The 18,270-nt window shown below is 65.7% G+C and carries 18 protein-coding genes; 14 read left to right on the top strand and 4 right to left on the bottom strand.

All coding sequences use genetic code 11. The annotated features are described in order from the left end of the window. From RBB34_RS15920 to RBB34_RS15870, 11 genes are all read left to right on the top strand, one after another. Positions 1–438, top strand: a 438-nt coding sequence (locus tag RBB34_RS15920; RefSeq protein WP_306120228.1) for an integrase core domain-containing protein, incomplete at its 5' end; no start/stop codon positions are given. Positions 439–1,000: 562 nt separating this feature from the next. Then, the gene (locus tag RBB34_RS15915) at positions 1,001–1,834 is read left to right on the top strand and encodes a hypothetical protein (protein ID WP_306120227.1); all 834 of its coding nucleotides are present in this window, start codon (positions 1,001–1,003) and stop codon (positions 1,832–1,834) included. Positions 1,835–2,113: 279 nt separating this feature from the next. Beyond that, positions 2,114–3,265, top strand: coding sequence for a helix-turn-helix domain-containing protein (locus RBB34_RS15910; protein WP_306120226.1), 1,152 nt, complete (start codon positions 2,114–2,116; stop codon positions 3,263–3,265). 185 nt (positions 3,266–3,450) lie between these two features. Then, complete coding sequence (locus tag RBB34_RS15905; RefSeq protein ID WP_306120225.1) at positions 3,451–4,434, top strand: L,D-transpeptidase; 984 nt, start codon at positions 3,451–3,453, stop codon at positions 4,432–4,434. Between the two features lie 121 nt (positions 4,435–4,555). Further along, a complete protein-coding gene (locus RBB34_RS15900) occupies positions 4,556–5,476 on the top strand; it encodes an SH3 domain-containing protein (RefSeq protein WP_306120224.1) in 921 nt (306 codons plus the stop codon). 55 nt (positions 5,477–5,531) lie between these two features. Beyond that, positions 5,532–5,876: a hypothetical protein gene (locus tag RBB34_RS15895; RefSeq protein ID WP_306120223.1), complete on the top strand. Its 345-nt coding sequence runs from the start codon at positions 5,532–5,534 to the stop codon at positions 5,874–5,876. 98 nt (positions 5,877–5,974) lie between these two features. Continuing rightward, the gene (locus RBB34_RS15890) at positions 5,975–6,661 is read left to right on the top strand and encodes an SH3 domain-containing protein (RefSeq protein WP_306120222.1); all 687 of its coding nucleotides are present in this window, start codon (positions 5,975–5,977) and stop codon (positions 6,659–6,661) included. Continuing rightward, positions 6,658–7,092 carry a GlsB/YeaQ/YmgE family stress response membrane protein gene (locus RBB34_RS19860; RefSeq protein ID WP_346432546.1) on the top strand — a complete coding sequence of 145 codons (435 nt, stop codon included), beginning with the start codon at positions 6,658–6,660 and terminating at the stop codon, positions 7,090–7,092. Before RBB34_RS15890 ends, RBB34_RS19860 begins: the two co-directional genes overlap by 4 nt. Before the next feature lie 7 nt (positions 7,093–7,099). Continuing rightward, positions 7,100–7,903: an SH3 domain-containing protein gene (locus RBB34_RS15880; protein WP_306120221.1), complete on the top strand. Its 804-nt coding sequence runs from the start codon at positions 7,100–7,102 to the stop codon at positions 7,901–7,903. A gap of 51 nt (positions 7,904–7,954) precedes the next feature. Continuing rightward, the gene (locus RBB34_RS15875) at positions 7,955–8,263 is read left to right on the top strand and encodes a hypothetical protein (RefSeq protein WP_306120220.1); all 309 of its coding nucleotides are present in this window, start codon (positions 7,955–7,957) and stop codon (positions 8,261–8,263) included. Positions 8,264–8,273: 10 nt separating this feature from the next. Continuing rightward, positions 8,274–8,546: a hypothetical protein gene (locus RBB34_RS15870; protein ID WP_306120219.1), complete on the top strand. Its 273-nt coding sequence runs from the start codon at positions 8,274–8,276 to the stop codon at positions 8,544–8,546. Positions 8,547–8,641: 95 nt separating this feature from the next. Here RBB34_RS15870 and RBB34_RS15865 read toward each other — a convergent pair whose 3' ends face one another. Further along, positions 8,642–9,634, bottom strand: a complete 993-nt coding sequence (locus RBB34_RS15865; RefSeq protein WP_306120218.1) for an aldo/keto reductase — start codon at positions 9,632–9,634, stop codon at positions 8,642–8,644. A 308-nt stretch (positions 9,635–9,942) separates the two neighbouring features. Between RBB34_RS15865 and RBB34_RS15860 the strand changes: the two genes are divergently transcribed. After that, entirely contained in the window at positions 9,943–10,968 is a 1,026-nt protein-coding gene (locus RBB34_RS15860; RefSeq protein ID WP_306120217.1) for a phosphatase domain-containing protein, read from the top strand. 36 nt (positions 10,969–11,004) lie between these two features. Here RBB34_RS15860 and RBB34_RS15855 read toward each other — a convergent pair whose 3' ends face one another. Then, positions 11,005–11,766, bottom strand: coding sequence for a phosphatase PAP2 family protein (locus tag RBB34_RS15855; protein ID WP_306120216.1), 762 nt, complete (start codon positions 11,764–11,766; stop codon positions 11,005–11,007). 159 nt (positions 11,767–11,925) lie between these two features. Here RBB34_RS15855 and glsA point away from each other — a divergent pair, with 159 nt between their 5' ends. After that, entirely contained in the window at positions 11,926–13,767 is a 1,842-nt protein-coding gene (gene glsA, locus RBB34_RS15850) for a glutaminase A (protein WP_306120215.1), read from the top strand. A gap of 143 nt (positions 13,768–13,910) precedes the next feature. Continuing rightward, the gene (locus RBB34_RS15845) at positions 13,911–14,657 is read left to right on the top strand and encodes a M23 family metallopeptidase (RefSeq protein ID WP_306120214.1); all 747 of its coding nucleotides are present in this window, start codon (positions 13,911–13,913) and stop codon (positions 14,655–14,657) included. Positions 14,658–14,661: 4 nt separating this feature from the next. On the opposite strand, the gene dxs is transcribed toward RBB34_RS15845, so the two are convergent. Both dxs and RBB34_RS15835 read right to left on the bottom strand, forming a co-directional pair. Then, positions 14,662–16,587: a 1-deoxy-D-xylulose-5-phosphate synthase gene (gene dxs, locus RBB34_RS15840; protein ID WP_306120213.1), complete on the bottom strand. Its 1,926-nt coding sequence runs from the start codon at positions 16,585–16,587 to the stop codon at positions 14,662–14,664. A 285-nt stretch (positions 16,588–16,872) separates the two neighbouring features. Continuing rightward, positions 16,873–18,231 carry a homoserine dehydrogenase gene (locus RBB34_RS15835; RefSeq protein WP_306120212.1) on the bottom strand — a complete coding sequence of 453 codons (1,359 nt, stop codon included), beginning with the start codon at positions 18,229–18,231 and terminating at the stop codon, positions 16,873–16,875. Positions 18,232–18,270 lie beyond the last annotated feature (39 nt).

The following is an 18,270-nucleotide window of genomic DNA, read 5'->3' as shown; positions in this document are numbered from 1 at the left end:
CCCACCACTGCGACATCGTCGAGACCGGCAACGAAAGCTGGCGCATCCGCAACCGCAGTTGAACGAGAGGGCCTGGAGCAGGCCCTGCACGACCGGAGGCCGACGGACAGTCTCGTCCATCATTCGGACCGCGGATCGCAATACGTCAGCATCCGTTACACCGAGCGGCTGGCTGAAGCCGGCATCGAACCGTCCGTCGGGAGCGTTGGCGACAGTTACGACAACGCGCTCGCTGAAAGCGTCATCGGGCTGTTCAAGACCGAGGTCATCCACCGTATGGGCCCGTGGAAATCGTTCGAGGCCGTCGAATACAAAACCCTCGAATGGGTCGACTGGTTCAACCACCAGCGCCTGCTGGAACCGATCGGCAATATTCCGCCCGCCGAGGCGGAAGCAAACTACTACGCCGCCCTGGAGAGCATCAGAATGGCAGCGTAGGACTCACGCAACCAACCCTCCGGCAAACCCAGTGCGGTTCACCCGATCCTCCCACCAATCCCGGCTTGGGCGGACGATATCGGTCGAGCTAACGGCGGCTTCGCCGCCACCTGCAGACAAAACGCGGCCGGGCGAGGCAGTCAGCTCGACGCGTACAATCCCACGCGAACGCCACCATGAGCATGGCGCCATCGTCTAACCTGCTACAGTCTATGAACTTTTTCTGTGGAGACCAAGGCGTCCCGAACGAGGTGCGCTACCAGGCTGCGCTACACTCCGGCCTGCGAAACCACCGGTTTCCGCGCCCATGTAGACGAGCGCGCGGAAAACGGCAAGACAGCAAAACCACCGAAATGCCGCACAGGGGAGCAAAACTGCCGCGCAGATCCCCGCGCTTGTGATGTCCCCGTTCTCACAGCCACATCCGTCCAAAGGCTCCGGCGGGCTTGCGCGCCACCGCCATTTGTCCACTGTCAGCGGCGCTGGCCATTGAAACAATCGGTCCGATCGGCCAAGGGTATGGCGGGTTTCGTCTGGCGCACACGCTGAGGTTGCCGTCGTGATGCTTGTTCTTGTCGGTTCGGGCTTCGTTCTTGGAACCGTCGCGTTGACCGTGCTGTCCTATCATCTGGCCCGATGGCTCGCCGCGAACGAGCCGGAAGGGCACACCAAGGATCTTGCAAGCTCGGTCCTGTTTCGCGTTTCCGCCCTGCACGGCCTGATCCTCGCACTGGTGTTCGCCCAGGAGCTTTTCGAGTACCAGCAACTCGATACCGAAATCGTGCTGGAGACGAACGCGGTCGCCGATGTCTTTTTCGACGCGGGCCGCTATGGAACCGACGCGGCCGCAGCAATTCAACCGGCGCTGCAGGACTATGTCGATATCGTGGTCGACGGGGAATGGGTCGCGCTCGCCAGAACCGGGCAACTCGATCCGGCGGCGTGGTCACGGTGGGACGAAGCATATGGCACAATACTCGATCTTCAGCCGACAACGGCGCGGCAGGAGAGCCTGCGCGAACACATGCTCGCGCAAATCCATGTCGTCGCCAGGACACGAGACCTCAGGGAAAGCCATGCGGGGAGCCCGATCCGGCGCATGTTCTGGTTCGCGGCCATCGGCGGCGTCGTTCTCATTGCAACGGCCTATCACACCTTTCCACCCACTCGGCACAACGTGACGCTCCTGTGCGTTTTCGGGGCGTTCACCGGTCTTATCCTGTTCTTCATCTACGCCCTTGCGAACCCGTACCGCGATCCCGGCGCGCTGGAGCCGGTCGCCTACGAACAACTTGCATCGGAACTGGCGAACGCGATGACGGAAGGGACCGGCCCATTGCAGCCAGGCTCCGTTGACGATCAGCCCGCAAGAGAGGCGGCTTCGACGGTGCGGTGACGGTCAACCGGCCCCGGGCCGGATGGCTCTCATCGCGTGCTGCCTGCCGGCACGGCTTCTTCCGATCTGGCGATTGGGTCCGGCGGCAATTGCCGAGCGCCGCCGGTACCGACAGGCCGCCACTCCGGCTCGCACGGCCTTGATCGGCAGGTCGGGCGACCGGGCCGGCGTGAAACGCGCCGGAGGCCACCGAGACCCGCAGCAGGGATTGACGATCCGTTCGTGCCCGCTACTTCCCTAACGGCAACTGCCCATTACACCGCCTTCTCTGCCAAGCCGATGATCAAAGCCGGAACCGACCAGGCGTTCTCTGCAAACGGCTCGTCCGGCGCGGAACGGTATCCATCGGCCGCACCGGGCGGCAAAGCGCCGTCCTCGCAAGTCGGCCAATCGGCGGTCGCCGTCGAACTTGCCGGCAAGGATGCGGGTCTGCAGCTCGATTTCTGGCAAGGCGTCACGCCGGGCGCCTACGAAGTGGCGAGCCGGGTCAAGCGCGCCCTGCCGCTCGAGGCGACGTTGCGTTTCCGGCGGCTCGACAGGATCGCGATGTCGCGTTTTTCCAGCCGGTCGTACATCGTGTCGCGCTCCGATCGGAGCGTCCGGCGGTATGCCGGCCGTTTCGTCAAGATCAAGCTGTTCGTGCAAGGCGGAGCGATCCTGTGCCACGGCGGAAGCCGGCTGCGCCTGGACCGTGGCGCGGTCCACATCATCGATCAGTCGCGCAACTGGAATGCGGTCTATGACGATCATGAGCAGCTCTCGGTCTTTCTGCCGCACCACACGATCGGCTACCAGCCGGCCCGGCATCCCGTGTGCATCAGTTTCCCTGTCGGTTCGCCGACGGGCCGGGTGCTGGCCAGCGCGGTGTCTTCGCTTCTTGGATGCTTGACGGTGGTCGACACCAACGAGGCCAACGCGTTTGCCGACGGTTTCGCTGCCCTTATCCGACAGACCCTGTCGGGCACGGCCCCGGATTCGTCAATCGCCGCGGCCCGTTCGCTTCGGCTGGAGGCCATGAAGGCCTTCATCGACCGGCACATTGACGACATCGAACTGGGTATCGACCGTCTCGTGGTGGAATTTCGTCTGTCCAGAGCCACGGTCTTTCGCGATTTCGCGGCGTTGGGCGGTGTGGCCAATTATGTGCGCGCGCGCAGGCTCGAGCGCGCTTTCGACGAACTCATGCACAATCCAGGGCAACGCGGAATCGTGACCGCTACCGCCGATCGCTGGCATTTCGCATCGGCCAGTCACTTCAGCGAGGCGTTCTTTTATCACTTCGGGGCACGACCGGGCGAAATCGTCGGTCTTCGGCGTGAGGCGGCCGCGCTCGATACCGCTCCCGTTTCCGCTTTGGGCTCGCCCCCCGCGACCGACCTCGCAGCGGCCCAGCTTCGCTTGCGGAATCTGTACGCGCGCTTTACGCAATAGCCGTCTCGACCCCCGACAAAATCGCGATTTCCTCGACCGGCAAAATGAGACTCTGACGTATTGAACCGGTTGGGGAGACCGGGTTCTATCGTCCCGAGGTTGCATGCCGCCAACTGGCGCGGGCTGGCCCGACAACGGGTCAACGCTCCATGCCGGGCATGCATTGCATCGGAGAACGACCCGTCATGATATCGAGACGCGCAGCTGTAGCCGGAATCGGCACTGCCTTTCTGGCGTTTTCATCCACCGCATTTGCCCGCCAGGTGTTCAAGGATGTCAGGGATCTGGAACCCGGCGAATACACCTGGGCGCCCGACGTGTCGCCGGCGGGGCCGGTTGCCGTCATCGTGTCCATTCCCGAACAATTGGTGCACGTGTACCGCAACGGCATCCGGATCGCGGTCTCGACATGCTCGACGGGCAAGCCAGGGCACGCCACCCCGACCGGTGTCTTCACGGTGCTGCAGAAGGACGCGGACCATCGGTCCTCGACCTACAACAATGCGCCGATGCCCAACATGAACAGGTTGACCTGGTCGGGCATCGCGCTGCACGCGGGCAACCTGCCAGGCTACCCGGCCTCACATGGCTGCATTCGATTGCCGCTGGAATTCTCGCGGAAGCTGTTCGAGATCACGCATATCGGAACGCCCGTGATCATAGCCGGCTCGCACACCGATCCATGGGATCTCGTGCATCCGGGCATGGTGCTTGGCGGATATGCCGAGCATGAGTTCGAAGAGGTCGTCGCGCATCTGGACGGCAAATCGCATCCCTCCGACTGGCAGCAAGCCGAAACCAGCCCGATCGCCACGATCATCGCGTCGTCAGCCGATCTGGAGATCATGCTCATCGAAAATGGCGAGGAAGTCGTCGGAAGCACGCTGACGATCGACGGGCCGCCCATTCTGGGCGAACACGTGCTGGTTTTCCGGGCCCCACACCCGGGCCAGCGCGGCATGGCCTGGCACGGCATCAGCCATCACGAGGACCCGGCCTTTCCGCACCGTCCCGAAGAGTTGGTCATCAACCGCATCCGGGCCAATGCCGACTTCATCGACGCCATGCAGAAGCGGCTTCACCCGGGTCTGACGTTCATCATCACGGACCTTCCGACACACCCGGAGCGCCAGTCGGGTTCGGATTTCGTGATCATGACGACGTCCTGAGCCTCGCCGGCGTTGGACCAGCCAATGACGCGCACCATCGCTTCGCTTGCAGTCGGGTTGATCGCGGCGCGTTCGCGGCCAGGCCGCTCCCCAGGTCAATAAGAAAGGAGGACGTCCAGACATGCACAACAAGATCATCCTGTCAGCGACGTGTGCGGCGGCCCTGTCGTTCGCAACCGGAGCCCTGGCGGACATGCCCGTCTTTAGCGCGCAGTGCCCCACGGGCATCACCATCAGCGCCAACCCCGCCGGGAACGTTCAGGTCAACGGGACCCCCGCCAGCGTCGTCATGTTCAACCAGCATTACTACGAAGCCAAGGCGGGCGGCATCACCTTCCCGATCAGCACAGCAGAAGACGGAAGCGACCTGCACGTCAGGTTCGAACCACCGGGGAGCGCAGGAGGGTTCTGCACGATCCTGTCCGAGGGGTCCGCTTCCGCGCCGAGCGACACGACAGCAGGCGCCGGTGGGCCGGATCATTTCGCCGTCAGCGTGAATGGCCGTCTGAACGTGCGCGCTTCGCCGTCTGCCTCGGCGACACTTGTCGGCAAGCTGCCGAGCGGCACCGTGGTGGAAAAACTCGGCTGCCAGGAAATCGAGGGGCGCACATGGTGTCACATTGCCGACGGCGATGCGTCCGGATGGGCGGCCGCCGATTTCCTGACCGAAGCGAGCGGTCCGGTTCGTTCGGCGCAAGTGACTCCGGTCGTCGCGAACGGCAGTGCCAGCCATACAATCGAGCGGGTGCAGTTTCCGAGGGGTCAAACCGGGACCGAGTTCTCCGATAGCCTCGAGGCCGGCGGATCGCGCCGGTATGTCCTTGGCGCGCGCAACGGACAAAGCCTCTATTTCCGGCTTGCCGCGAGCGGCCCGGGGATGACCTACGTGGTCTACAACCCCGATGGCTCCGTCATGCAGGACGAGGTTGGTGCGGGACGCGAGTTCCGGAACGGCCTCTGGCAATCCGGCGACCACACCATCGAGGTCTACAACACCTCGAACGAAGCACAGTCTTACAACGTGATCTTCGGCATCAACTGAACGGCGCATGGCGGATCAGACAGAGCGAGCCGTTGGAACCATGGGAAAAGATATCATGAAACCACTGAAGATTGGCATTGGCCTTGGCGCACTCGCGTCCTTGGCAGCCTGTGTCGAGACTTCGGGCACCTCTTCGGGCGGACAAATGGACGTCGCGGCCGGTGCGCCGCCTTTCATCGAAGGACGCTTCGGCGCCAGCGATGCCGCGGTCACCTCCTGCCGCGACCTGCTGGCCTCGCAGACGACGGGCGGCGTTCGGGTCGTGGGATCCGAATTCTCCGAAGCCAACAGCGCGGTCTACATGCGGGTTGGCGCGAACGGGGCACCGTGGCGCTGCCTTGTCTCGGAGGATGGCAGCAACCCGACTGTCATGTTCATGGGCAGCGAGGGGGCTCTTTGACGAGACCATGCATTGCGCCGGTTCGCCAGTCTTCCGGCGCGATCGACCCCTGCCGATCTCGTGGGCCTACGCGCATTGATACAGAGGATACGTTCAGAATGTACAAACGCATCGACCTGACGCGGTGTCTCGGCGCGCTCGGCCTCGCCGCGGCGATTTGCGGCGGCTGGGCCTTGCCCGCGCTTGCGCAAGACGTGGTGCGGGTCCAGTTCCAATCCGGCGCCACGGGCACCACCGTGAACGGTACGATCGTCGGACGCGAATATCGAGACTACGTGCTCAGCGCGCAGGCCGGGCAGACGATGATCGCGTCGCTCGAGGTGACGGCGACCAATGGCCATGGCTCGGCGTTCTTCAACATCCTGCCGGCCGGCCAGGACTTCCCCGCCCTTTACAACGGCAGCACGGACGACGATCGCCGCGCGGAGGTGGAACTGCCCGAAAGCGGCGACTGGGCGATCCGGGTCTATCTGATGGGCAACGACCGCGACGCCGACAGAACCGTCGGCTATTCCATCGATGTCTCCATCGCGGCTGGTGGCGGATCGCAGGCGGGGGCGTCGGGCGGCGGCAATACCATGCGTGTGACGGGCGTGCCTGCCAATGATGTGCTGAACGTCCGCAGTGGACCGGGCACCGGCAATCGGGTCGTGGGCGCGCTCGCCAACGGGGACAGCGTGCGCTTGCTCGGCTGCGAGGATGTCGGCAGTTCGCGCTGGTGCGAGATCGAGATGATGACCGACATGGGCGCGCGCGGTTGGGTCAACGCGCGGTATCTGCAGTGATTGAGGCGCCGCCCGCACGGACCGATCGCGATCCGAAGAACCGCCCCTCCCGACACGGCACAAGGACTGAAAGAATGCTTCAGCGTTTTGCGATCGTCTTGCCCGCACTTCTGCTTCCGGCCAGCGCGGCCCTCGCGCAGGACGAGGCCGCACAGGCCGTCGGCGCCGCTGTCGGTGGCATCATCGGCCTGCTTCTGCTCATCATCATCGGCGCCATCGTGGGCTGGCTCGCGGGCCTCATCGTCAAGGGGCATGGGTCGGGCCTTTTCGGCAACATCGCCGCCGGGATCGGCGGCTCGATCCTCGCAGGATATGTCCTGCCGCTGCTTGGCATCCCGATCGGTGGCGCCCTGGGAAGCTTCATTGCGGCCCTGATCGGCGCGGTCGTGCTGATCCTCGTCGTTGGCCTGATCCGCAAGGCGGCAAACTGAGGAGGCCATGGGCATGGGCGTTTGCGGTTCCTTTCGGCAAGCTGCCCTCGTTATCGCGATTTCCTTTGCCATGTACGGCGGGCCGGCCGCCGCACAGTCGCGCGACTTCATGCTGAACGCGTGCGCCAGCGTCGCGCAGAGCTACTTTCGCGATTTCACGGCTCGAAGCGACATGAAGTACAACGGTCAGCGCGTCGACGGCACGCATGCCGTCAATGGCCGGATCTTCCTGGAAACGCGATCGGAGGACTTTGCCTGTTCGTTCGAGCGCTCCGGGCAGCGCATGGTCGAGTTCTTCGCCGAGGGCCGTGTTCGCAATGCCTACCTGCCCGGAACAGGGGCCGCCGAACAGGGCAGCGTCGTTCAGGTCACGGGCTTGCGCGCCGGCGACACGCTCAATGTCCGCAGCGGACCGGGCACGAACAACAGAATCGTCGGCGCGCTGTCGAACGGCACATTCGTGCGCAATCTCGGTTGCCGGATGCAGAGCAGCACGCGCTGGTGTCAGATCGAGATGATGACCGACATGCGTGAACGCGGTTGGGTCGCGGGGCGCTTTCTTACGCGCGCAGGCTCGGCGCCGCCACCGGCCTCAGGGCCGCTCATGACGGTGACAGGCGTGCCGGCGAACGATGTGCTCAACGTGCGCGCCGGTCCCGGCACGAACCATCGGATCGTGGGGGCGCTCGGAAACGGTTCGCAGGTCCGCAACCTTGGCTGCCGGATGCAGGGCAGTTCGCGCTGGTGCCGGATCGAGATGCAGTCCGACATGCGCGAACGAGGATGGGTAAACGCCCGCTACCTGCGGTGACGCTGCCAGACCCGCGCCGAAATCCGAAATGCGTTCAAAGGAGAAAACCGAATGCATATACACCTGAAGATCGCCACGCTCGTGGTTGCCGCCTCCGCAATTGCCGGATGCGTTGAGACGAGCGAGGTCGCGACCGACGATGGCCTCAGCGGGACGCAAGCGCAGTTCAACGCGATGACCGCGCCTTGTATCGACCAGGCCGCCCGCTTCACCGGCTTTCCGGCGATCGACATCAACATCGTGGATCGCGTTCGGACCGGCGGCGGGCCGCTGCTGGTGCTCGATGCTGGCGGCCAGCGCGTGAGCTGCCGTCGCGAGGGCGACGGAAGTGTGACAGTGTTCAGCGAGTTCGCCAATTGACGCATCGCTGATGCGAGCCTGCCAATGGGCAATCGGGATCGTCGGGGTTCTCTATCTCGTGGCCCTGGCCTTGTTCCTGATCGGCACGTTCGGGTTTTTCGGTCAGGAGCCCGACCCGTTGTCGGGCATCTTCCTCCTACCGCTCGGCCTGCCGTGGGTGCTGTGGCTCGACAGCATGCCCGAGGGTGCCAGACTCTGGCTCGCCATACTCGCACCGGCCGTCAACCTCGCCATGCTGGCCGGCTTGTGTCGCATCGTGACCATGACGAGGCCGAAACCGTGAACTGCCGGCGGGTCGGCCGGCGGCACGAACACCACCAGCCTTGATCCGATCGGTGGTTCGGCCCGCTCCGGCCGAGGGTGCCGTTGCGGCGGCGCTCACCATCTTTGATGGACATGGGGGCCGATCATCTCGCCATAGATCCGCCGAACCTCGTCCATGGTTTCGGCAGGCAGCGGATCGAGCGCATCGGCGGCGGCATTGGCCACGGCCTGTTCGGGCCGGCGGGCGCCCGGTATGACGACGCTCACCGCTTCGTTCATCAGGATCCAGCGCAGCGCGAACTGCGCCATGCTCGCCCCGCCCGGCACCAGCGGGCGCAGCCGTTCGACCGCTTCGAGCGCCACCTCGAAGGGCACGCCGGCGAAGGTCTCGCCGACATCGAAGGCCTCGCCATGCCGGTTGAAGCTGCGATGATCATCGGCGGCGAAGGTCGAGGCCGCCGTCATCTTGCCCGTCAGCAGGCCGCTCGCCAGCGGCACCCGCACGATCACGGCTACGTCGCGTTCTCTTGCCTGCGGCAGGAACAGCTCTTCGGGGCGCTGGCGGAACATGTTGTAGATGATCTGCACGGAAACGACATTGGGGAAGGTCATCGCCTTGAGGCCTTCCTCCACCTTTTCGACCGACACGCCGTAATGGCGCAGCTTGCCCTTTCCGACCAGATCGTCGAGCAGGCCGAACACCTCCGGCATGTAGAACACGCCGGTGGGCGGGCAGTGAAGCTGCAAGAGGTCGAGCGTTTCGACGCCCAGATTGGCCAGGCTGCGATCGATGAAGGCCTCCAGCCCCGGCCCGGCATAGGCCTCGGCGACATGCGGGTCAAAGCGCTGGCCCGCCTTGGTCGCCACGATCGGCCGGTCGCCGCCGCGTTCGGCCAGGACATCGCGGATCAGCCGCTCGGACCGGCCATCGCCATACACATCGGCGGTGTCGAGGAAGCTCACGCCGGCATCGAGGGCGGCATGCAGCGTCGCCTTGCCCTCGGCCTCGGAGACCTCGCCCCAGGACCCGCCGATCGCCCATGCGCCCAGACCGATCGACGACGTCGTCCATCCCGTCCTGCCAAAACGCCTTTGCGACACGCCCATCGTCACTCTCCCCGTGAAAAGCCCATTCATAGCATCGCGACCGGTCGCGCGAAAGGATGCGGCAACCGGCGGGCAACGGCCGGAAAGCGCAACTTTGGCGGGACTATCCCCGTTGCGGCACGATCGCCGCACCGGCCGCATTGCGCTGGGCCCCGGGACGATCCAGGGTCGCAACGAGGCGTCCGTCGGGACGGTCACCGGCCGGTGTCGATGAAGCGGAACGAACCCTTGACCGCCTGCGTTTCACTGAGATTGGCGCCCGCCGCATCCGCGCGGGCGCACGGGCACGAGATAGACCGCCAGGGGACATGCGGGGACCACAGGGCAAGCGCGCACAGGGACCGAACGGGGCATTGCATCGCTTCTTCGTCGGCCTTGAGCGGGTGTGGGACCGGCTGCGCCCGCGCAAGGCCGCGCCCGAACCGGTGATCGAGGCCTATCTCGGCTATGCGACGGCCGAGGCGTGCGTGTTGCGCGGACGGGTGCTAAGCGCCAATCGCTTCATGGCGCCGATCGACACGCCATCGCGCTGGGCGGCGGTGCGCAACATGGCCGGCAATTTCTTCACCGACGAGTTGCCCGGCGTGCGCGTGGCTGCCGGCACAAGCGAGGCTGTGACCGACGAGGAGGGGTACTTTCACTTCACCATTGCCCGTCTGCCGCCGGGCACGCACTCCATCGCCCTGACCTCGCCGGACCATGGCTGCCGGACCGAGGCCACCGTCATGGTGCCTTCCCCCGCCGCCAGGCTGGGCATCATCTCCGACATCGACGATACGGTCATGAAGACCGGAGCCCACTGGCTGCCGCGGAACCTGTGGACAACGGCAACCACCCTCGTTTCGAACCGCGAGGTGTTCGCCGACACCGCGGCACTGCTTGAAACGCTGCATGGCGGCGTCAATCCGGTCTTCTACGTCAGTTCGTCACCGTGGAACCTGCACCGCTATCTCAACACCGTGTTCGAGGCCAACGGCGTCCCGAAAGGTCCGATGTTCCTGCGCGACCTGGGCGTGTCGGAAACGCAGTTCATCAAGTCCTCGCACGGCTCGCACAAGGGCGACGCGATCGACACGATCCTTGCCGCCAACCCGACGCTCGACTTCGTCCTCATCGGCGATACCGGCCAGCACGATGCCAGCATTTACCGTGACGCGGTCGTCCGGCATGGCGAGCGTATCCGGCACATCGTCCTGCGCCAGGCGGGCAGGGCCGATCGGATGGACGCGAACGCCCTGGAGGCGATCAGAGAGATGAATGTCGGATTGTTCGCCGGTGAGAGCCTGCAGCCGCTCCTTGACCGGACCCGCTCGTTGCGCGGACCCGTTGGCTGACATGTGCCGCCATCGTTGTCCGGGGTCCATTGCCTGTCACGGCGCGGACGATCGTGCGCGCGCCGCCATCGCCCCTTCGTCGGCCTCGGGCTCGATGTCACCGCGCCGGGCGAGCGCGCGGGCGCCGAGCATGCACACGAAAGCCCAGGCCACACCCGCCAGCCAGCCGGCCAGCACGTCGGTCGGCCAGTGCACGCCCAGATAGACCCGGCTCATGCCGACAAGGATCGTCACCAGCGCGGCGACCGCGAGCACGTAGCTCTTGAGGCGGCGCTGCGGCAGGATGCGCGAGACCAGCACCCCCAGCGTCAGGTAGACGACCGCAGCCATCATCGAATGGCCGGAGGGAAAGCTCGCCGTATGGACGATCGAGCCGTGCGGGACGAGATCGGGACGCGGCCGATCGAAGGCCTGCTTGGCAATGGTGGAAATGAAAAGGCCGCCGCCGACCGCCGCCAGCAGAAAGATCATCGAGCCGATCCTGCCGCGCAGCAGGAAGAAGCCCGCCACGGCCACCAGCGTCAGCGTCAGGACCGCGATGCCGCCCAGTGCTGTCAGATCGCGCATGACCTCCTCGAACCAGGGCGGGCCCAGCGGGTCGTCCACGTTACCCTCGGTCCGCAGCAGCAACAGCAGGTCGCGGTCGAGATTGCGGGTCGCACCCTCGATCACCTCGTCGGCCAGTTCGGCAAAGCCCCAGACCGCTGCGACGGCGAGCGCCAGAAAGACCAGCGTCCTGAATTCGATGTTGTGCCGCAGCCAGTGGGCCGCGCTGCGCGAGGTTCGATCGGCCATCATTGTCTAAACCTGACACGGCGCGTCCGGTTCCCCGCGTTTCGTTCGTGCACACCGGATCGGCCCAATGGGCATGGCCATGCCCGAAATTGAGGCTGGAAATGCATGCACGGACGCGCAAGAGTTGGATTTTGTCCGCATTCTTCAAAGGCCTACATCTGCATGCACGCCTTTACCGACCCCTCCCCCTTCACCGCCTATCTGCGCGAATTGCACGCGACGCTGCGCTCGAACACCGACGGTGCGATCCCCGACTACATACCCGAACTCGCCAAGGCCGCGCCGGACGCCTTCGGCATCAGTTTTGCGACCGTGGACGGCCATGTCTATTCGGTCGGCGATGCCACCGAACCATTCACCATCCAGTCGGTGTCAAAGCCGTTCATGTATGGCGACGCGCTGTACCGGCTCGGCGCCGACCGGGTCTACGAGCAGGTGGGCGTTGCGCCCACGGGCGAGGCGTTCAACGCCATCGTGCTCGACGATGTCCACAACCGGCCCTTCAACCCCATGGTCAATGCGGGCGCGATCGCAATCTCCGAACTGGTCGCGGGCGCCGATCACGCCGAGCGCCTGGCCAGTATGCGCGCCGTGTTCGACCGCTTCGCCGGCCGGCGGCTGGGCATGGACGAGGCCGTCTATCGCTCCGAGAGCGCGACCGGCCACCGCAACCGCGCCATCGCCTATCTGATGCTCAACACCGGCATGATCGGCCGTGACCCCGAACAGGTGCTCGATCTGTACTTCCAGCAGTGTTCGGTGACCGTGACCTGCCGGGATCTGGCCGTGATGGGGGCGACGCTTGCCAATTACGGCATCAATCCGTGCACGGGCGAAAAGGTGCTCGAGCCGGACAATGTGCGCGACGTGCTCACCTTGATGATGAGTTGCGGCATGTACGACTATGCCGGCGAATGGTCCTACGAGGTCGGCCTGCCGGCCAAGAGCGGCGTGTCGGGCGGCATCCTGGCGATCCTGCCCGGGCAGCTTTCGGTGGCGATCTGGTCGCCGCCGCTCGATTCGATCGGCAATTCGGTGCGCGGCATCGCAGCCTGCAAGGCGATCTCGGCCGATTTCGGCCTGCACATGTTCATGAACGCGGCCGATGTGGCGCAGGTGATCCGGCGCGAATGCCGCGGCGACCAGGTCCATTCGCTGCGCACGCGCTCGCCGGCCGACCGCGAGATCCTGCGTCAGGAAGGCCATCGCATCGGCCTGTTCGAGTTGCAGGGCGCATTGTTCTTCGCCTCGGCCGAACGGCTGATCCGCCGGGTCCAGGCGGTGGCCGGCGAGATCGAGTATGTGCTGTTCGACTTCAAGCGGGTGCATCTGGTCGACGAGGCGGCGACGCGGTTTCTGGTCGAACTGATCGGCTCGCTCAAGGCGCGCTCGATCACCGTCGCCTTTGCCGAGCTTGGCGGGCCGAACGCGGACCGGCACGTGCTCGATGCGGTGGCCGGCCTTGCCGCGGTTCGCGACGTCGAACTGTACGACAGCGCCGACGAGGCCCTGCAGAGCATGGAAGAGCGTCTTCTGGCGCCGCGGCGGACGCCGACCGACCTGACCAAGTTCGCGCTCGACCGCATCGACCTGTTCGCCGGGCTCACGCCGGCCGAGTTGCGCCTTGTGGAGACGGCCGTGCAGGCCATGCAGTTCGACCGGGGCCAGACGATCCTGAAGAAGGGCGATCGGGCGGCGCTGTTCTTCGTGATCGCGCGCGGGGTGGTCAGCATCGAACTGCCGCGCGAGGGCGGCCCGCCCATCCGCATCGCCAGCCTCGGGCCTGGGCAGTTCTTCGGCGAGATGGCACTTCTGGAAGATGGCGTGCGCTCGGCCGACGTGATCGCCGAGGAGCCGGTCGTCTGCTACGCCATGTCGGTCGAGCGGCTCATGGCGATCAGCCAGGACCATCCGCGCATCGCCATGGAGGTTCTGCGCAACATGGCGCGCGAATTCTCCGCAAGGGTGCGTCGCGGGCACGCCATCATCGAGGCGTTGCAATAGTCCGCGCCAGCCGGGGCCGTCTTGCGGATTGGGCACTGACCCGGCCAATCCGTTGGACGCCCCCTGCGCCCGCGCCTATAGTGGCCGAGGGACAGGTGCATTCGGTGCCTAGACCGGCATTGGCGAGGCCAAGACGGGCGGCGATGAAGCGATCATCGGGATTGATGGCGGGGTGCGCGACGCTCGCGTTCGCGGGGCTGACCGCCGGCTGCGCGCTGCAAGGGTATGGCACGGCCGCCGCCTACAATCGCGACGTGCTCGCGCGCGTCGATGTCGTCATGCCGGCCAATGCGCCGTCGATCTCGCAGCAGTTCCGTGTCGGCCGCGCCAGCGCGCAGGACCGATCGTTCTCGGCCGATCATGAGGGCATCGATATCATCGCGGCGTCCGGCACGCCGGTCGTCGCCGCGGCACCCGGCCGCGTGGTCGCATCGTTCGCCGAGCCGATGTACGGCAATCGGGTTGTGATCGAACACAGCGTCGGCGCCTCGGGCCGGCGCACGCGCACCGTCTACAAGCATCTGAACGCGCGGCTCGTTCGTGAAGGGCAAACGGTGGCGCGCGGGCAGCAGATCGGCACACTTGGCCGCACCGGCATTCTGGCGGCCGGAATCCTGCATCTTCATTTCGAGGTGCGCCAGCAGGTCGGCTCGGGGGGCTACTCGCCGTTCGACCCGCATCTGTTCTGGGCCGGCGGCGTGGGGCGCGTGACCTGCTACGAGCCGGGCGTTGCGGTCGAGGGTCCCCGTTTCCTTGCGACCTATCCGGTCGTCTGCAAGCCCGCCGCCGTGCTGCGCGGCCCGGACGGGCGGAGGACGGCGCCGCCCACCGGCGCCTGGGTCGACGATCTGTTTGACCGCGAAGCGATCGCAGCCGGGAACGGGAACTGACCGGTCAGGCGATAGAAGCGCCGGCGGCCTCGACCTGCTCGCGGCCGAGCGCGGCGAAGACCGCGTCCACGATGCCCCTGGCGTCGAGCCCGGCCATCTCGTACATGCGGTCGGGCGCGGCCTGGTCGACGAAGCGGTCGGGCATGAACAGCGAGCGGTACTTCAGGCCGGTGTCGAGCAGGCCCTGCGACGACAGATGCTGGGCGACAAAGGAGCCGAAGCCGCCGACCGAGCCTTCCTCGACGGTGATCAGCAATTCGTGCTCGCGTGCCAGGCGTTCGATCAGACCGGTGTCGATGGGCTTGGCGAAGCGCGCATCGGCCACCGTCGCGGGCAGGCCGTAGCCGTCGAGCGTCTCGGCGGCGAGCAGGGCCTGCTTGAGCCGGCCGCCGAGCGAGACGATGGCCACCTTGCCGCCCTCGCGCATGATGCGGCCCTTGCCGATGTCGAGCACCTGGCCGCGTTCGGGCATCTCCACGCCGATGCCCTCGCCACGCGGATAGCGGAAGGCGAGCGGGCCCTCGTCATATTCGGCGGCGGTGCGCACCATGTGCTTGAGATCGGCTTCGTCGCCGGCGGCCATGATCACGAAACCGGGCAGGCAGCCCAGATAGGCGATATCGAAGGAGCCGGCATGGGTCTGCCCGTCGGCGCCGACAAAGCCGGCCCGGTCGATCGGGAACCGCACGGGCAGCTTCTGGATGGCGATGTCATGCACGACCTGGTCGTAGGCGCGCTGCAGGAATGTCGAATAGATCGCGCAGAACGGCTTCATGCCGTCGGCGGCAAGACCGCCAGCGAATGTGACCGCGTGCTGCTCGGCGATGCCGACATCATAGGTGCGGTCGGCAAAGGCCTTCTCGAAGATGTCCACGCCGGTGCCCGAGGGCATCGCCGCCGTGATGGCGACGACGCGGTCATCGTTCTCGGCCTCCTGGACCAGCGACTGGCCGAAGACCTTGGTGTAGGAGGGCGCATTGGGCTTGGCTTTGGCCTGGGCGCCGGTGATCACGTCGAACTTGGCGACGCCGTGATACTTGTCGGCGGCCTTTTCCGCCGGCTCGTAGCCCTTGCCCTTCTGGGTGACGGCATGGATCAGGATCGGGCCGACCTGGGCGTCGCGCGCATTGCGCAAGACGGGCAGGAGATGCTCCAGATTGTGGCCGTCGATGGGGCCGACGTAGAAGAAGCCCAGCTCCTCGAACAGCGTGCCGCCCGAAAAGAAGGTGCGTGTCATCTCCTCGGTCTTGCGCGCCTTGTCCTGGATGAACTTGGGCATGCGCTTGGAGAACTGCTTGGCCGCCTCGCGCAGGCCGATATAGGTGCGTCCGGAGACCAGCCGCGCCAGATAGGCGCTCATGGCGCCCGTGGGCGGGGCGATCGACATGTCGTTGTCATTGAGAATGACGATCTGGCGGGCATCCATGTGCCCGGCATTGTTCATCGCCTCATAGGCCATGCCCGCCGACATGGCGCCATCGCCGATCACCGAGATCACGTTGCGCTCGATGCCCTGGAGACGGGCAGCCTCGACCATGCCAAGGCCCGCCGAGATCGAGGTCGACGAATGGGCCGCGCCGAACGGGTCGTATTCGCTCTCGGCGCGCTTTGTGAAGCCGGACAATCCGTTTTCCTTGCGCAGGGTGCGGATGCGGTCGCGCCGGCCGGTCAGGATCTTGTGCGGATAGCACTGATGGCCGACATCGAAGATCAGCCGGTCATGGGGCGTGTCGAAGACGTGATGGATGGCGATCGTCAGTTCGACCACGCCCAGACCCGCGCCGAGATGACCGCCGGTCTGGGAGACCGCATCGACCAGTTCGGCGCGCAACTCCTCGGCGAGCTGCGGCAGCTTGTCGTCGGGCAGCGCACGCAGATCCGCAGGCGTTGCCACCTGGTCGAGAAGGGGCGTCGAAAGCTGCCTGGTCATTGTTGCCTCCCGCATTCCGGCCGAATTGTCCGGCCCAAACCATGCCGTCCAACACAATGACACTTCAATGTGTCAACTTCAATTGTCACTTTTGTCCGCCTCTTTGTCAATCTCAGCTTACAGGCAAGCGATGGCCCGAGGTTTCGTTCCCGCTTTCGGTTTGCCATGGACGGCAAATCTGGCCGCAATGCGCACTGCGCCGGATTTGCCGGCGCCAAACCCAAGGCGCCCACGCCCATGTGCTGTCGCGTGCATCGGGCGGACAGGCGACATGTCGTCCCAGGCTCATTCGGCGGGAACGGCGCGTCGCAGCGGCGCGTCCGGGGCGAGCATGGCGTCCTGACGCGCCCGCAGCCGGGTGATCGCGGAGTCCCGGTTGGGCGCGGCATTGTCCCAGGTCAGAAGGTCGCCCTTGCCGATGGGGCGCAGCGCCCTGCCCTTTTCCAGAAGTCCGCACGGAATGGCGTTGGCGGAGGCGGCGTGCTCGGCGGTCATGGTGAAGGACCGGTAGCAGAACTCGCCGACAGCGCCGAGCGTCTCGCCGGCGGCGATGTCGCGCTTGGCGACGGCGCAGACCTCCGCCACGCGTCGCGGCAGCGGCACCATGTCGGGCCTGCCGGTGAGCATGAGGCGCGCGGCGGTCAGAGGCACCTCCAGCGAGGTCAGGTGATAGGGCCGGTGGAAGGTGAAATAGGGACCCTCGCCCATCTTCAGGTCCGCCATGCGCTCGTGGATGCGCGGATGGGCGGCCTTGATGACGACGAAGACGCCCGGCGAGACGCCCTTGCCGATCGAATAGTCGACGCAGCCGGGCTTGGACAGCACGCCGCCGTCTTCCTCGGGAATGAGCACCGAGGCGAGTTCGTCGACCGTGGCGCGCGGCCCGTGCATGCCGGGAATGTCGGGGACGAGGCCGGTGGCGTTGGCGATCGCGGCCATCTCGACCATGGTCTTGGAGCCGTCGACGAACTCGACCAGCATGCGCACATTCATGTGCCGGCGCTCGGCTTCCTCGCGATAGTCGTCGGGATGGGCATCGACATCGAGCGGGTTGTTCTTGCCCTTGCCGGCCGAGACGACCTGGTGGCCCATGGCGGTGACGAATTCGATGATCTCCATGCATGAGGACGGCTCGTCGCCGGCGCCGAGCGTGTAGACCACGCCGGCGCGGTCGGCCTCGTGCTTGAGATAAGGCCCGATGCACACGTCGCACTCGACATTCATCATGATCAGGTGCTTGCCGAACCCAATGGCGCGCATGCCGATATCGGCGCCGGCCTCGGGCACGCCGGTGGCGTCGACGACGACGTCGACCAGATCGTGCGAAAGCGCCAGGTCGAGATCGTCGGTGACGGCGATCCGGCCTTCCTCGATGGCGCCGGACACCGCGTCGTGCGTTGCCGCAAAGCGCGTGCGGCCGGCCTCGCCATAGGCGATCACGCAGCCCTGTTCGGCGCGGCCGGGGGTGCGCTCCATGACGGTCGCAACCTCGATGCCGTCCATCATGGCGATCTGGGTGAAGATGTCGGTGCCCATCTCGCCGGTGCCGACAAGGGCGATGCGGATCGGATTGCCGGCCTCGGCGCGGGCGCGCAGTTCGGCGGCAAGGCCGGTCAGCGCGATGTTCGGTTCATAAAACGCCATGCAAACCGTGATGTCGAACGCTTGACTTTGTCCCGTTCT

It is taken from the genome of Roseitalea sp. MMSF_3546 (genome assembly GCF_030732865.1).
Classification (GTDB): Bacteria; Pseudomonadota; Alphaproteobacteria; order Rhizobiales; family Rhizobiaceae; genus Roseitalea.
The sequence above is the reverse complement of the archived record's forward strand: the minus strand, read 5'-3'. Positions and strand labels throughout refer to the sequence as shown.